Origin of the sequence: Chryseobacterium sp. PvR013, assembly GCF_017833095.1 — a bacterium.
GTDB lineage: Bacteria > Bacteroidota > Bacteroidia > Flavobacteriales > Weeksellaceae > Chryseobacterium > Chryseobacterium culicis_A.
The window spans coordinates 3,086,677-3,100,349 of record NZ_JAFIBT010000001.1 but is presented as its reverse complement, the minus strand read 5'-3'; the positions used below and the strand labels follow the sequence as shown (position 1 = coordinate 3,100,349).

At 36.6% G+C, this 13,673-nt stretch carries 15 protein-coding genes; 13 read left to right on the top strand and 2 right to left on the bottom strand.

All coding sequences use genetic code 11. From position 1 onward, the window contains the following. The first annotated feature begins 27 nt into the window (after positions 1–27). Positions 28–789, top strand: coding sequence for a DUF4241 domain-containing protein (locus JOE44_RS14090; RefSeq protein WP_209786061.1), 762 nt, complete (start codon positions 28–30; stop codon positions 787–789). Between the two features lie 2 nt (positions 790–791). Then, positions 792–1,478 (top strand): SMUG2 DNA glycosylase family protein, encoded by a 687-nt coding sequence (locus JOE44_RS14085; RefSeq protein WP_209786060.1) that lies wholly within the window; start codon positions 792–794, stop codon positions 1,476–1,478. 84 nt (positions 1,479–1,562) lie between these two features. On the opposite strand, the gene JOE44_RS14080 is transcribed toward JOE44_RS14085, so the two are convergent. Next, positions 1,563–2,384 carry a T9SS type A sorting domain-containing protein gene (locus JOE44_RS14080; RefSeq protein ID WP_209786059.1) on the bottom strand — a complete coding sequence of 274 codons (822 nt, stop codon included), beginning with the start codon at positions 2,382–2,384 and terminating at the stop codon, positions 1,563–1,565. Positions 2,385–2,420: 36 nt separating this feature from the next. Beyond that, positions 2,421–2,972 (bottom strand): tail fiber protein, encoded by a 552-nt coding sequence (locus tag JOE44_RS14075; RefSeq protein ID WP_209786058.1) that lies wholly within the window; start codon positions 2,970–2,972, stop codon positions 2,421–2,423. A 255-nt stretch (positions 2,973–3,227) separates the two neighbouring features. Between JOE44_RS14075 and JOE44_RS14070 the strand changes: the two genes are divergently transcribed. The 11 genes from JOE44_RS14070 to JOE44_RS14020 all read left to right on the top strand — a co-directional run bounded on the left by JOE44_RS14070 (position 3,228) and on the right by JOE44_RS14020 (position 13,666). Continuing rightward, positions 3,228–3,992, top strand: a complete 765-nt coding sequence (locus JOE44_RS14070; RefSeq protein ID WP_209786057.1) for an enoyl-CoA hydratase/isomerase family protein — start codon at positions 3,228–3,230, stop codon at positions 3,990–3,992. 379 nt (positions 3,993–4,371) lie between these two features. Continuing rightward, positions 4,372–7,317 (top strand): SusC/RagA family TonB-linked outer membrane protein, encoded by a 2,946-nt coding sequence (locus tag JOE44_RS14065; protein WP_245169786.1) that lies wholly within the window; start codon positions 4,372–4,374, stop codon positions 7,315–7,317. Positions 7,318–7,327: 10 nt separating this feature from the next. Further along, a complete protein-coding gene (locus JOE44_RS14060) occupies positions 7,328–8,848 on the top strand; it encodes a RagB/SusD family nutrient uptake outer membrane protein (protein WP_209786055.1) in 1,521 nt (506 codons plus the stop codon). Positions 8,849–9,008: 160 nt separating this feature from the next. Then, positions 9,009–9,626: a hypothetical protein gene (locus JOE44_RS14055; protein ID WP_209786054.1), complete on the top strand. Its 618-nt coding sequence runs from the start codon at positions 9,009–9,011 to the stop codon at positions 9,624–9,626. An 88-nt stretch (positions 9,627–9,714) separates the two neighbouring features. Next, on the top strand, positions 9,715–10,005 hold the full coding sequence (locus tag JOE44_RS14050) for a transcriptional regulator (RefSeq protein WP_105684635.1): 291 nt from the start codon (positions 9,715–9,717) through the stop codon (positions 10,003–10,005). A 63-nt stretch (positions 10,006–10,068) separates the two neighbouring features. After that, positions 10,069–10,359, top strand: a complete 291-nt coding sequence (locus JOE44_RS14045) for a hypothetical protein (RefSeq protein WP_209786053.1) — start codon at positions 10,069–10,071, stop codon at positions 10,357–10,359. Between the two features lie 32 nt (positions 10,360–10,391). Next, positions 10,392–10,691, top strand: a complete 300-nt coding sequence (locus JOE44_RS14040; RefSeq protein ID WP_209786052.1) for a hypothetical protein — start codon at positions 10,392–10,394, stop codon at positions 10,689–10,691. Positions 10,692–10,726: 35 nt separating this feature from the next. Beyond that, positions 10,727–11,212, top strand: a complete 486-nt coding sequence (locus JOE44_RS14035; protein ID WP_105684638.1) for a Coq4 family protein — start codon at positions 10,727–10,729, stop codon at positions 11,210–11,212. Between the two features lie 10 nt (positions 11,213–11,222). Then, the gene (locus JOE44_RS14030; protein WP_209786051.1) at positions 11,223–11,540 is read left to right on the top strand and encodes a hypothetical protein; all 318 of its coding nucleotides are present in this window, start codon (positions 11,223–11,225) and stop codon (positions 11,538–11,540) included. A 44-nt stretch (positions 11,541–11,584) separates the two neighbouring features. Then, positions 11,585–12,955, top strand: coding sequence for a DUF4173 domain-containing protein (locus tag JOE44_RS14025; protein ID WP_209786050.1), 1,371 nt, complete (start codon positions 11,585–11,587; stop codon positions 12,953–12,955). Between the two features lie 6 nt (positions 12,956–12,961). Further along, on the top strand, positions 12,962–13,666 hold the full coding sequence (locus JOE44_RS14020) for a DUF1361 domain-containing protein (RefSeq protein WP_209786049.1): 705 nt from the start codon (positions 12,962–12,964) through the stop codon (positions 13,664–13,666). Positions 13,667–13,673 lie beyond the last annotated feature (7 nt).

The window sequence follows — 13,673 nt, the reverse complement described above, 5'->3', positions numbered from 1 at the left end:
AAAATTAATTCAAAAAAATATAATACAATGAATCAGAGCTGGATGCAAAACTGGGAAGAAGTGAAGAATATTTTGGTTTGTCCTACAGATTTGGAAACCTATTTTACTTCGGATGAAATTCTGGGACAGAAAATGGAGACCATGGAAATAGGAAATGTTTCCCTTCCTTCTGGAAAAGTGGTGGTAAGAGATCCGTTGGTTTCCCTAAATGCCAATCAATCCCCTTATTTTATTCAGACACCTATAGGAAATTTTCCGGTGACCATTGCTGTCGTAAAATCCGAAGATTGGGGAGACAGATATGCTGTGGTAAAAGTTGAATTTACTAAAGAAGAACCAGTCATTTACAGAGAGGCTTTAGTTGGGGTTGAGGAATTAGAGGATGTAACTGAAGATGATTTTTTTGGTTTCGGAGTGGATGCTGGTTTAGGTTGTATTACTGATAAAGAAGTACTTCCTTTTGTAGATAAGTTTGTGGATGAAATAGATGTTAACAATGTGTACGATGATTATTTCGCAGCGCTTTTCTCACAAAGCTATCAGGCTAATCCCAACAATCAGAGAGATGCCGGAGACTGGATCAATTGGACAGTTCCAGGTACTAATTATCAGATCCCCATGTTTGCCAGTGGTTTTGGTGATGGTACTTATCCTGTTTACTTTGCTTACGATGGTAACGATGAAATTTGTGGTTTATACATTCAATTCATTGATATTGAATTAGCTTTAAGTGACGAAGATGAAGATGAGAACGATCAACCTGAAAATTTTATTTTTTCTAAAAACTAGATATGAATACAACTTTTGCCGACCATGTCATAGATTTCAACAAAAACCTCAGCTATACAGGAAATCTTCCTGAAGGGTTTGAAGTCCTGAATCCATATCTGGATAATCCTGAAACCTTAATGGTCATGCAGAAGTTTTATCATCAATACTATGATGATTCAGTTCGTAGAAAATTTATAATTGGTATTAATCCGAGCCGTCATGGAGCAGGAGTAACCGGAGTTCCTTTTACCGATACCAAAAGACTTGAAAGCGTTTGCGGGATAACAATGAAATCTGCTCACACCCATGAAGTTTCTTCAGTTTTTATGTATGATATGATTGAAGAATATGGCGGCGCTGATCTTTTCTATAAAGATGTTTATATCAATTCTCCGTTTCCGCTGGCTATTGTAAGGAGAACAAAGAATGGCTGGCTTAATGCCAACTATTACGATGATAAGGAACTCTTCAAATCTGTCAAAGACTTTATGATTGAATCTCTGAAGAAGCATCTCAGTCTTAATCTCGATGCATCAGAAGTTTTTGTCCTTGGTAAAAAGAATGCGGAATTTATTTCAAAACTAAACAAAGAGGCAAAACTGTTCGATAGACTGACTGTTCTGGAGCATCCAAGATATATTCAGCAATACAAATCAAAAGAAAAACAGCTTTATATAGACAAATATATTTTAGCTCTAAAAAAATGACAAAATCCCTTCGTCGAAAGGGATTTGTCATTCATGAATTAGAATCTTTATGGGAATGTGGAACTTATGTGAAATTTTATGACTTTATTTTTTAATGATTTTGGTAGATTCCGTTGCTGTTTTGATGATGTAAACTCCTTTTGGAAGTTCTGAAATATTGATTTCGTTATTTCCTTTCTGAGTGTGTATCGTTTTCAGCATTTTTCCATCCAGGCTGTATACTTTAGCTTCACTGGCTTTGTCAGTGGTGATAGAAAGGGGGCCGCTGGTTGGGTTGGGATAAACAGTCAAGTTTTTTTGAGCGCTTTTAGCTTCGGAAATACCTAATACCAGATTGCTGTCTTTTACCCAGGTGAAGGCATCTAAACCTACATATCGGAAGGCTCCGTTTGCAGTGATCTGCAGCTCGTCAATCACGATGTTTGAGTAATTTTGACCGTTTAAGTTGGTAAGATCAATTAAGGTATATCCGTTCGTACTGCCTAAGCTTGTTGCAAATCCGGTAGTTTTTGTTTGGGTAAATTTGGTTACTCCGCTTAGTTTTCCGGTTACAGTCAGTGTTCCTGCTACATTGAGATCCAGGTTCAATGCAGAAAGATACATCCAGAACCTGTTTACTTTAAACAGATTGGAAGTGGTTTTAATGCTGAATGACGGTGGAGATTGAGTGTCGTTGGAGTTATCAATGTATCTGTTGTCATTTGCTGTTCCACTCCAGCCGGTTCCAGGAAAATTTCCTTGAATATCAAAAACACTTACATGGGAAATGATATTGAAAATGACTCCATTATCGGTAAAGCTTGCACTTCCGTTCGATTCTGTCTCAAATTGTTCTGTACTGGTCTGCCCGAATGAGAAAATTGAAATGAGCAGACTACAGATTGCTAAAAAAGTAGTGCTTTTCATGATTTTTGTTTTAAATGTTAGGTGTTTGTATGGGTATTAATCCCTTGGTGGATAAATCCCTTCAACGCAAATAATATAATTTAGGCCAAGATAAGGTGGCATATTATTCACAGGCAGATTCTGTCCGATGAAGGCAATGCTTTGACTGTTAATAACCGTATCAGGGCTGGCGTCGTTCACGAAACTAGGTACTGCATTGAAATCTCTGCCCACTTGTGTTCCTGAGATCGCAATGGTTGAAGTGGCTGTAGGAGTAGATGAATTGGCATTCTTATTGGCTACTTTAAGCTGAAATCCGGCACCCACACTTGGAAGATTTGATGCTAAAAGTGTATTTTGTGTAGTACCCGATACTACTCCTAAAGGATAAAACTGATTGGCATTTACATTTCCTGCCCCTAAAGCCATACGCCCTTTTAAGTTGGGAAGAGCGAAAGTAGTGATCCCGTCTCCACCATAAGTGGTTCCTAAAATAGAAAATAGGGCAGAATTTCTCGAAATGCTGATTAAGCTTCCATCGCAAAACATCCAGCCTCTAGGTGCGAAATTTCCTGCAAATAATTTTACAATTCCAATGTACTCGTCCATGATAATATGTTTTTAGTGTTAAATTTCTTACTCTTTTTTACAGGCTTTTCAGACTCCGCCTTTTGATTATTATTCTCAGTTCAAAGGAACGATTAATATGAGGTGGGGACTAGAGTAGAAAATACCAAATTAAAAACTCCGTATTTCTACGTAATAATATCTTTAAGTATACAGATCTGAAAAGAAAATATAAACTTTAAGTTTCTCTGAACGAGCTGTATTTCGTATTTTTGTAAGAATCCAATAAAAATAAAAATGAGCGAATTTGTAGCATCAGAAATTAAAAATAATATTGCCGAAATCAGTTTCGGAACACCCAAAAGTAATGCTCTTCCGGGAGCGATTTTAGAAAAACTGGCAGCAACCATCCTTGAAGAAGGAGCTAAAGATGAAGTGAAAGCGATTCTGGTAAAAAGTTCTGGTGAGAAAGCGTTCTGTGCAGGGGCAAGTTTTGATGAGCTTTTAGCAATTGAAGAACTTGAAGCGTCTACCCGATTTTTTGGTGGCTTTGCAAAAGTTTTAAATGCCATGAGAAACTGTGGAAAGATCGTAGTGGTAAGAGTTCAGGGAAAAACAACTGGAGGAGGAGTAGGAATTGCGTGTGGAGCAGACTATTGCTTTGCAACAAAAGACTCAGCATTGGCTCTTACTGAAATCAATCTTGGAATCGGACCTTTTGTAATCGGACCTTATGTTGAAAGAAAAATCGGAAAATCCCAATTCTCTGCCATGGCTATTGATGCAGATTTCAGATCAGCAGAATGGGCGGAACAGCATAATATTTACCATTCTGTTTCAGAGAATATTCAGGAGATGGATGAAAAATTACAGCAGTTTTTACAAACTTTAGCGTCAAGAAGCAGCGAGGCTTTAGCATTAATTAAAAAAGTTTCATGGGAAGGTACAGACCACTTCAATGAGTTGATGCCTGCAAGAATCCATATGAGTGCAAGCCTTATCCTTGAAGATTCTGCAAAGAAAAATATTGAGTCTATTAAAGAAAGGTTGAGAGCCAAATAAGCTGCTCTTAGCTGGTAATACATAACAGGATTTAATCTACATAGGATCCGGAGAAGCATTTGCTTTTCCGGATTTTTTATTTCCTGTTTTTTAGATTGCATTATTGATGGTTTATTTTGTTTAGTTATTTATTTTCGGTAATGAAATGTTTGTTTTTGTTAGATATTTATATTGTTTTAATATAATTTAAATAAATGTTTAATTTTTTTTAAGCCAATTTAACGTTGTTTTGATTTATTTTTTTAATTGATATTAAATAATTAGTTAAAATTATAAATCAATTGTATTTAATTTATTTAAATATCTTTTTTATTGACTTTTTATCAATTTTAGTTACATATATTTGCATTCATACTGTTAAAATTTGTTAAATATGAAAATGAAGTTAATATTAACTACTGCTGTGCTATTCTTTGTAGGAGGGCACGTGGTAGAAGCCCAAAAGGCTAAACATGATACAATACCTCAGGATACTAAGATTGATGAAATTGTTGTAGTAGCCTATGGAAGTCAGAAAAGAGAAACCATGGTAGGTTCCAATACCGAAGTGAAAGCAAAACAATTTGCAGATCGTCCCATAACAAGTATCGGGCAGGCGTTGGATGGTGCCAGTGCCGGCGTGAAGGTCAGTACCGGGACAGGTCAGCCGGGAAGTTCACCAAGTATTCAGATTCGGGGAATAGGGTCTTATGGTATTTCAACCTCACCTTTGTACGTGGTGGACGGAACGATATATACCGGATCTCTGGCAGCTATTAACCCTAATGATATTGCATCATTCAATATTCTGAAAGATGCTGCTTCCACCTCATTGTATGGCTCTGCAGCTGCCAATGGTGTTGTTTTGATTACGACAAAATCAGGGAGAAAAGGAAAAGATGCCTTCAACTTTAGTATGAGTACAGGAGCGGTAGGAAGATCAATTCCTGAATACAATAGAGTGGATGTGTATCAATATTATCCTCTTATCTGGGAATCCATAAGAAACGGTAGAATGACTTCGATGCCTGGAATAACAATTGCTGATGCTAATAACTATGCAACAGCACAGCTAATTTCCGGTGTTTTGAAAACCAATGTTTTCGATGTTCCTAATACTCAGTTGGTTGTTAATGGGGTTTTAAATCCCGATGCAAAACTTAAATATACAGATTTAGATTGGCAGAAACCTTTGATGAATACAGGTTTCAGACAGAATTATGAATTGAATTACAGTGGAGGAAGCAATACAACAACGTATTTTTCTTCAGTAGGATACACTAATGAAACCGGATATCTTATCAAATCAGATTTTGAAAGATTTACGGCAAGATTAAAAGTAGATTCCCAGGTTAAAAGCTGGTTGAAATTGGGAACAAGCATCAGTGGGGTTTCTTCTAGTGGGAATAATTCCGTAGATGGAGCGGATAATAACTCAGCCTATATCAATCCTTACAGATGGACAAGAACAATGGCTCCTATTTATAGCCCATATGCCCATGATCCTATTACATTTGCAACCCTTTATGATAATGATGGAAATGTGATATATGATGCTGGAAGCGCAAGGGGAGCCGATGCAGCGGCCGGAAGAAATGTAATTCAGGAAACTCTTTTAAATAAAGATCTTTCTAAAAATTATTATATCATATCAAGAGCTTATGCTGAAATTAAGGTAGATCCTTATCTTACTTTATCCACAAATGCAGGATTTGATATCAGAAATAACAGAAGGAGTACCTATGGAAATAAAATTATAGGAGACGCTGCTCCGGGAGGTTCTGCAGAGAAATACAGTTTTACAGAACAAACATTTACCTGGAACCAACTCCTGAATTATAAAAGAAGATTTGGAGATCATAATTTTGAATTCCTTTTAGGGCATGAAAATTATAAATATACGTATGAGTATTTGTATGGATATAAAAAAGGGCAGATTGTTGATGATAATGATGAACTGATCAACTTTGTGACTCCGGCATCACTTACTTCCCGTAAGGATAACTACAGAAAAGAAGGGGTGTTCTCAAGGTTAAATTATGATTATAAATCAAAATACTTGCTTTCAGGATCTATCCGCTGGGACGGTTCATCAAGATTCGCAAAAGATGTAAGATGGGATTCATTCTGGTCAATTGGTGCGGGATGGAGGTTGAAAGGAGAAGAGTTCTTAAGTAACTCTAACCTTATCAGTGAATTAAAACTGAGAGGTTCTTACGGAGAAGTTGGAAATGATGGAACGAATAGTTATTTTATGTACAAGAGTACTTATACTTTAGGGTATAATAACGCCCAGGAGCCAGGGATTTTATTTGGCTTTTTAGCAGATCCTTCAATTACCTGGGAAGCGAACAAGCAAACTGATGTAGGTGTAGATTTTGGATTTTTAAATAACAGAATTACAGGCTCTGTAGAATATTATAACAGGGTGACTGAAGATCTGATCTTCCCTGTTCCTCTTCCTGTTTCTGCAGGTGTTCCAGACAATACAATCAGCAGGAATGTTGGAACAATGTATAACCGCGGATTTGAATTCACTATTAATGCTGATGTTATTAAAACCCAAAATTTCACTTGGAATATCACTGCGAATGCATCTACACTTAAAAATCAAATAACAGAACTTTCAAATGGGATCACGGAAATTATCAACGGAACCAAGAAAATTTCTGTAGGACACTCAATATATGATTACTGGTTAAGACAATGGTATGGTGTAGATCCTGCAGATGGTTCTCCTCTATTTCTGGTAGCTGATACGTATGCCAATACCACAGCTGCTGATATCAGAACGGTAAATGGTATCAAAGTGACAACCAATTCCAGTAAGGCCAAATTCGATTATTCAGGAACGGCAATTCCTGATTTATTTGGAAGCTTTGGAACATCTATTACTTATAAGCAATGGTCACTATCAGCATTGTTTACTTATCAGTTAGGGGGAAAAACATATGATTCCAATTATGCAGCATTAATGTCCAGTTACTCACAGGGAGGAGCTTTAAGTACAGATATTTTGGACAGATGGACCACTCCGGGGCAGATCACTGATGTTCCCGCTTTGAATTCTATAACCTATACGAGCTCCAATATTGGTAACTCTTCAAGATGGCTGGTAAGTTCTGATTTTATTACATTCAGACAGGCTACTTTAAGTTATAGCTTCAGCCCTGAAACTTTATCTCAGCTTGGTGTATCAGGGTTAAGAATTCTTGTCTCAGGAGAGAATTTATGGAGCAAAACGGCAAGAAAGGGGCTGGAGCCATCACAGGCTTTTAACGGTACCGCATCAAACAGATATACTCCGGCAAGAGTAGTGACTATTGGATTTAATGTATCTTTTTAAATAATTAATTATGAAAAATATCGCAAAGCAATATATAAAGTGGGCTGTTGTTCTTTCAGTCTTTACAGGAATGGTTTCATGCCAGAGTGATTATCTGGAGACAGATCCTACTACTGCAGCCTCAGAAGAAGCCGCTTATTCCAGTGCATCCAATCTGATGGCAATCATCAACGGAATGCATAGAGATATGTATTCCAGACAGAATGACAGCCAGGGGCAGAATGGTCAGGGTGGAATTATGATTATGATGGATGCCTTGGCAGATGATCTTGTTTTTCCATCCACAGGAAATGGATGGTATATATCTACAGTAAGATGGCAGGATCAGGTAAATGACAGTGCGTCTAATACCTTTTATCCCTATCAGTTTTACTATGCATTAATCAGAAATGCAAATTTGGTTATTGCGAATGGTCCCTCAGTTCCTGCACCTACTGCAGCTGATGCTACTACTATCAAAGCAGCTATTGGCGAAGCGTATGCCTTCAGGGCTTTCTGCTATTACATGTTGGTTCAGATTTATGGTAAACGATATGTTCCGGGTGCAAATAACACTCAACTTGGTGTTCCGATCAGATTGGAGGCCAATGAAATACCTTTAGCAAGAAATACGGTAGAAGAAGTGTATACGCAGATCGGAAAAGATCTTAACGAAGCAGCAACCAGACTTGCCGGAATTGCCAGAGCTACAAAATCGCACTTTAATGATAAAGTAATTTTAGGATTAAAAGCCAGAATTGCATTAACACAAGGGAATTATGCTGCGGCTGTAACGGCTGCCCAGTCTGCCCGCGCAGGATTCGATTTGATGGATAAAACTGCTTATACTGCAGGATTCAACAATCTGGCAGGAAACAGTGAGTGGATGTGGGGTGCTACCATTATAGCAGATCAGGGAGATTCATTCTCTAACTTTGGTGCTTATATGTCGAGAAACTTTAATTCAACTAATATTCGTCAGGCTCCAAAGGCGATCAATAGTAAATTGTACCAATTATTTCTCAATAAAAAAGATGTTAGAATTGATAATTTTGACCCGACGGGAGCACACACCGCTCTTGCTTTGCCTTCAACATATTCTAAATTTCCGTATACAAGCCAGAAATTTTTAGCTGCAAGTCAGGCCGACAGTCGGGTAGATGTACCTTATATGAGATCTGCAGAAATGTATCTTATAGAAGCAGAGGCTTTAGCAAAATTAGGTGATGAGGCAGGATCAAAAGCAGTATTGAATACATTAGGTAAAAAAAGATTTACTGATGCTGAGGCAAATTATGTAGGGACTTCAGCTACAGGAGCTGCCTATCTTACAGAAGTACTTAATACCAGAAGGCTTGAGCTATGGGGTGAAGGCTTCAGATTCTTAGATCTTAAGAGATTAAATCAAGGGCTGGATAGAACGGGTGCGAATCATCAGTCGATAGTGACCAATAATGTAATGACAGTTGCAAATACAGATTTACGTTGGGAATTCCTGATTCCAAGAGCTGAGATCAATGCCAATCCATTGATTGTTCAGAACCCGTTATAAAATGTACAGATTTTAATATATGATAGAGGACCTTGCTTATAGCGGGGTTCTCTTTTTATATAGAAGATGAGGTTTTCAATGAAAAATTATTTTCAAAATTGAGAATAAATAATTGGTGGATTAAAAATAAATTATAACTTTGTAATTCAAAGTTCTTTTTATGGATTCAAAAAACTATCACGAAGACTTATCTCATATCCGTTCTATGATGGAACGATCTTCCCGATTTATTTCTTTAAGCGGTTTATCCGGAGTTGTTGCAGGTTTGACAGCAATTATTGGAGCAATATATGTGTATTTTGTTTTTCAGAGGGAGGGAATAAGCTATCTTGATGGAGAGAGAAACATATTGGGTACTGCCTTAATTAAAGAACTTGTTCTGACTGGAACAGCCATTTTAGTAGTTGCTGTCCTTAGCGGTTATATTTTTACTGCTCATAAAAGTAAAAAGAAAGGTTTGAAGATCTGGGATGCCACTACAAAGCGACTTTTGATTACCTTTGCAGTGCCTTTGGTTGCAGGCGGAATCTTTTGCCTTGCGCTTCTTTATCATCATCTTTTTGTTTTCATTGCTCCGGCCACTTTGATTTTTTATGGACTGGCTTTGGTGGCAGCAGAACGCTATACATTAACGGATGTAAAGTATTTAGGATATCTTGAAATTATTTTAGGACTTATTTCATTATTCGTTTTGGGTTGGGGATTATTATTCTGGGCAATAGGTTTCGGAGTTTTGCATATTGTGTATGGATTGATCATGCATAAAAAGTATAAGTAATGAGAACAGGCAGGCTTTTCTGTTGAAAAGTCTGGTCAGGAGAAGAAGCGATAGATATTGTCTTGGGCAAAATAAATAATATAAAGAAATGATCAAAATAAATCAACTCAATAAAGAATTCGAAAGCCGTGTAAGACTGGGCATCATGTCCGTTCTTATGGTCAACGACTGGGTTGATTTTTCAGAAATGAAAGCACTGCTCGAAATTACAGACGGAAATCTGGCGAGCCATAGTAATGCACTGGAAAAAGCTGGTTATATCGAAGTTAAAAAAGAATTTGTAGGGAAAAAACCTAAAACTTCTTACCGTGTAACCCAGAATGGTAGACAGGCATTTAACGAACATTTAGATGCTCTTGAAAAATTATTGGGGCGATAGTCCTATATTTTTTTGAAAATTAACTTTGAAATGCAAAGTACTTTATTAATTAAATTTAAAAAAATGATCACGTACAAACAAAAAACAGTCACAATTTTTGCTCTTCCACTGGTTTTACTGTGTATTCCATTGCTTGGAGGACTATTTTCTAAGGAAATAAACTGGTCAGCTTCAGATTTCCTGATTGCAGGAATCTTACTCTTTGAAACAGCCTTTCTTATCAATCTGGTCAGAAACAAAATCAAAAACCAAAGCCAGAAAGTCCTGTTCTGCATTTTCATATTGCTGGCTCTTGTACTGATATGGTTAGAGCTGGCCGTGGGAATATTCGGGAGTCCGTTTGCAGGAAGCTAAACATTGGGTTGGTTCACTAATCTTAAATAACTATGAAAGATTTAGAAATAATAAATTTAAGTAAAGCTGTGTTTGGATTTTTTCTCTCATTAGGAACCCTTATTCTCCTGGGAGCACTCATATCCAAAAATGATGAATTTGCTGCTGCAGGCTACATGCTGATTATTTTCGGGGTACCCTTAAACTTATTAGCAGTACTTGGGTTCTTACTATATGGTATAGTTTATAGATCAAAATTCAAAGAGTGTATGATTGCCATCCTCATTTTGGCAATCAATATTCCCATCGCATATATTTATACCATTATAGGTCTTAGTTTTTTTAATCATTAATATCCATAGATATCTATTTTTCAAATCATTACAGTATGAAAAAAATACGCGTTCAGTTTCTGCTTTTTGTGTATGATAAAACACAGAAACTATATAGAAAATACTTTAAAAAGAAAAAAAGACAATGGCAGTTCAACGAAAAACAGCTATTGGAATTTCAGGAAGATTCTTTGGGAAGAAAACTGGGAGAATTTTATCGGAAACATGGTTTTTCGATGATACCCAAAATGGAAAACCATGATGTACACCATCTGATTACCGGCTGTGGAACTAATTTCGAAGATGAAATTGCCATGCAGTACCTGCTTCTCGGAAATGGTAAGCTCAATGCTCATCTTTTGGCGGCAATCGTTTTAGGAACAATGATCCTGCCTGAATATGTGAAAATTTATATCAAGGCTTACAAAAAAGGTCAGAACATGAGAGCTTTTCATCATTGGGATTTTGAAGAACTGCTCTGGCAGAATTATGAACATGTGAAAGATTTTATTCAGCAGAAAGAAACCGTAGTTCTTCATTAAACTAGTGGCCATGAGAAACATAAAATTCAGTCCGTTGGGGAAAAGATCGTTTATGATTTCTTTTCTGTTGGGAACCCTTTTATTGATTGCATTTTGGCTGATAAGAGCAGAGTTTTTCATTGAGCTTGGCTTTTATTATGTACTTGTAACAGCTGTCATTAATATGTTTATCCTTCTGCATGAGCTGATCATTTATCTTACAGATGTTACCGGTCAGAAACCTTCCGGTAATTCCATACTGCTCTTGCTTGTTAATATCCCGGTTACGGTATTATACCTTTATATAATGACACAGTTTCCCTGGCTGGAAGCAGTTCTCAAAATTTAAATCTTTCAATCCTTTCAATTTTAAATATTTAAATAATTAACCTCATGAAAACACATCATTATATATTTCTTACAGCAATTCTGTTTGTCATTGTATTCTACGATCAGGATGTTGGGCTAAATCTTGGAATTCTGGGAATGATTTACGCTGTATTAACCCTAATCAGAACGCCTGGAAAAAATAAAACCAGAACCCTGTACGCTCTTTTTGTAACAAGCATTCTGTCCAGTGCAGCATTTGCCTGGTATGGTGATTTTCCATCCTTTATTGCCGTGGCAAGTTCACTGCTTTTGCTGGGATATAAATCGAAGAACAGAAGATTGAAAATTCTCTTTTTAATTCCTGTTTTTATTGTGAATTGCTGTACTTCATTCTGTCGCTTTTTCAGTTTTGATGAATGGCTGCCTAAGAAAAATGTTTCCGGATTGTGGCAGAAGACCTTTGCTTTTATTTTGATTCCGCTGGTACTGGTTTCTGTTTTCTTTGGGATTTATTCTGCCGGAAGTGATCACTTTGCCGCTCTTTTCACAAATTACGAACTTGATCTTAATATTTGGCAGGTGTTCTGTTTATCAGTCTTAGGATTCTTTATTGCTTTTAATTACTGGAACTATGCGGTGGAAAAACTCATCTATAAAAATAATCATGTTCTGGACAATGAGTTTAGCAAAGATTCCCGGATTCCCAAGGCTACTTATTCTTTCCTTGACCTGGATGCTGAAAGAACAAGTGGCGTAATATCTTTTGTCTTGCTGAATATTTTACTGATCTTCTTCATTATTACGTACAATTATGAACAGTTTTATGAAGCGGTAAAAACTCCGATTCAGCTTTCCGAAGAAACCCATGAAAGAGTGAATGCCGTAATCATGTCTATCGTGATGGCTATTCTGGTGATTATGTTCTACTTTAAATCCGGATTTAATTTTGATCCAAAAGCGGGTTTATTGAAAATATTAGCTAAACTATGGATTGTCCTCAATGCTATTCTTGTTGTTTCCGCAGCCCTTAAAAACTATGAGTACATTGTTAATTATGCATTTACCTATAAAAGATTGGGCGTATTTGCATTCCTTCTTTTATCACTGATTGGTCTGGCTTTGACTTACATAAAAATTCAGAAGCAAAAAAGAAACATATTCCTTGTCAATACAATGATCTGGTATTTTTATGGAACCGTGTTAGTATGCAGCTATTTTAATTGGGGAGGCTTTATTACTTCCCAGAATATGAAACGGAAGGACTTTGCGGTAAATTATCATGTAACATCCATTAATTTTAGTGAGAAAGCTCTGCTGGAATACGCGGATAATAAAAATGATCAGAAGCTTAAAAAGAGATTACACGATAAAATGAAAAGTGAAACCTCCAAAACTTTCCTATCAAAGATTATTTATTATCAAACCTTAAAATAAACGATCATGAAAACCTTTGTTGAATCATCTCGATTTAAAATCAGTGTGCTTCTTATATTGATGACCATATTCTGTTTCAGCCTCTCAGTTTTCAGATATTACATCAGTGATACGAAAGTGTTTTTGTTTCTCAACTGGAATCTTTTTCTGGCGTGGATTCCTTTATTATTAAGTTCTTTTATTATTGCCTTTAATATCAGAAGTAAAATTTCCCTGTTTGCCATTATAATAGTCTGGATACTGTTCTTTCCCAATTCTCCCTACATTCTTACAGATCTTTTTCATCTGAGAGCCAGAAATGCTGTGCCGATCTGGTATGATCTGATTGTCATTCTCTCTTATGCCTGGACGGGATTGATCTGTGGTTTTATGAGTCTTAATGATATTGAAAAACGCCTTTCTGATTATGGCAACAAAAATATCATCATTGGAGTGATTGTACTCTTTCTTTTCATGAGCAGCTTTGGAGTTTACCTTGGCCGATTTCTGAGATGGAACAGCTGGGATGTACTCAATAATCCTTTTGGTCTCTTCTCCGATATTGTGGTACGCCTCATTTATCCTATGGAATACACCAAAACATGGGGTGTTACAGTTTTAATGGGAATAATGCTCAACTTTATGTACTTTACATTTAAATGGGCAGGAACAAATGATGCAAAAGAATTGCAGCCGGAAAATAAGTCATTAAACGGATTGGAACAGTTTTAGCATTTCA

Excerpts from the sequence above, each read along its gene's own strand:
- JOE44_RS14090 (WP_209786061.1), top strand. The coding sequence starts at position 28 with ATGAATCAGAGCTGGATGCAAAACTGGGAAGAAGTGAAGAATATTTTG.
- JOE44_RS14085 (WP_209786060.1), top strand. The coding sequence starts at position 792 with ATGAATACAACTTTTGCCGACCATGTCATAGATTTCAACAAAAACCTC.
- JOE44_RS14080 (WP_209786059.1), bottom strand. The coding sequence starts at position 2,384 with ATGAAAAGCACTACTTTTTTAGCAATCTGTAGTCTGCTCATTTCAATT.
- JOE44_RS14075 (WP_209786058.1), bottom strand. The coding sequence starts at position 2,972 with ATGGACGAGTACATTGGAATTGTAAAATTATTTGCAGGAAATTTCGCA.
- JOE44_RS14070 (WP_209786057.1), top strand. The coding sequence starts at position 3,228 with ATGAGCGAATTTGTAGCATCAGAAATTAAAAATAATATTGCCGAAATC.
- JOE44_RS14065 (WP_245169786.1), top strand. The coding sequence starts at position 4,372 with ATGAAGTTAATATTAACTACTGCTGTGCTATTCTTTGTAGGAGGGCAC.
- JOE44_RS14060 (WP_209786055.1), top strand. The coding sequence starts at position 7,328 with ATGAAAAATATCGCAAAGCAATATATAAAGTGGGCTGTTGTTCTTTCA.
- JOE44_RS14055 (WP_209786054.1), top strand. The coding sequence starts at position 9,009 with ATGGATTCAAAAAACTATCACGAAGACTTATCTCATATCCGTTCTATG.
- JOE44_RS14050 (WP_105684635.1), top strand. The coding sequence starts at position 9,715 with ATGATCAAAATAAATCAACTCAATAAAGAATTCGAAAGCCGTGTAAGA.
- JOE44_RS14045 (WP_209786053.1), top strand. The coding sequence starts at position 10,069 with ATGATCACGTACAAACAAAAAACAGTCACAATTTTTGCTCTTCCACTG.
- JOE44_RS14040 (WP_209786052.1), top strand. The coding sequence starts at position 10,392 with ATGAAAGATTTAGAAATAATAAATTTAAGTAAAGCTGTGTTTGGATTT.
- JOE44_RS14035 (WP_105684638.1), top strand. The coding sequence starts at position 10,727 with ATGAAAAAAATACGCGTTCAGTTTCTGCTTTTTGTGTATGATAAAACA.
- JOE44_RS14030 (WP_209786051.1), top strand. The coding sequence starts at position 11,223 with ATGAGAAACATAAAATTCAGTCCGTTGGGGAAAAGATCGTTTATGATT.
- JOE44_RS14025 (WP_209786050.1), top strand. The coding sequence starts at position 11,585 with ATGAAAACACATCATTATATATTTCTTACAGCAATTCTGTTTGTCATT.
- JOE44_RS14020 (WP_209786049.1), top strand. The coding sequence starts at position 12,962 with ATGAAAACCTTTGTTGAATCATCTCGATTTAAAATCAGTGTGCTTCTT.